This is a genomic window from Luteitalea sp. (assembly GCA_009377605.1).
Classification (GTDB): domain Bacteria; phylum Acidobacteriota; class Vicinamibacteria; order Vicinamibacterales; family Vicinamibacteraceae; genus WHTT01.
In genome coordinates, this window is the sequence record WHTT01000239.1 from 1 (window position 1) to 839 (window position 839).

At 59.7% G+C, this 839-nt stretch carries 1 protein-coding gene and 1 pseudogene; both read right to left on the reverse strand.

What is annotated here, in order from left to right; genetic code table 11:
• Positions 1-229 precede the first annotated feature (229 nt).
• On the reverse strand, positions 230-508 hold the full coding sequence (locus tag GEV06_28720; GenBank protein MPZ21828.1) for an addiction module toxin, HicA family: 279 nt from the start codon (positions 506-508) through the stop codon (positions 230-232).
• Positions 509-516: 8 nt separating this feature from the next.
• Positions 517-723, reverse strand: a pseudogene (locus tag GEV06_28725) (hypothetical protein).
• Positions 724-839 lie beyond the last annotated feature (116 nt).

Sequence of the window (839 nt, forward strand, 5' to 3'; positions counted from 1 at the left end):
TGGTTTAGAAAGTGGGATTTGCGGGGGCGGGATTTGAACCGCGACCTTTGGGTTATGAGCCCGCCCGCGTTCCCCGCTATTCCCAAGAGATTTCGACCTTTCTGTCAGCCCGTTTTCCTACTGCATTACCATTTTCAGACGCCCGTCCTACCGCTCGGGCCGCCCTACGACCCTTGGGTCCCGGCCCCAATCGGCTCCAGGTCACCACTTCCCCCCAACCGTTCAGCTATCAGCCCAACAACTCGAAGTACCGCTCCCGTGTCATGCCGGAGGTCCGAAGCAGGTTCTTGATGATGAACACCGGAACCTGGCGGTAGGTCGGGATGACGAGCGGTCGCTTGACCCCAGGCTTCGTGTACACCAAGTGATCCCCCGACTGGCGCGAGAACACGAACCCGTCTCGCTCGAACACCTTGACCAGGATTTGATACGGAACCGGGGCGATAGCGGGCACTAGCTGAGGCCGACCGACAGACGGTCGAGGGCGACAAATTCCGGCGCCCGCCATTCACCCCCCTCCCGCTGGTATCCCGCTTCTTCGAGAATCTCTGCCAGCGTGCCCATCTCTTCAGAGGTCTCCAGAAACCCGCGAACAGCATCTCGGATGTTCTCGCGTGCGGCGTCCGTCGTCTCGCCGCAACTCGACACGTCGAGTTCAGGCACGTGAGCGACGTAGACATCTCTCTCGCGGAAAATATGGACCGTAAACGTGATATCCCGCACGGGCTACCTCTCGTCCAATGCTAGGGCCACTCCCCCGCACCGTCAAGCCGGCCCGCCGATTCTTGTCAAGGCGAAATAGAAATGTCCCCGTTCTTAGCGAAATAGAAATGTCCCCT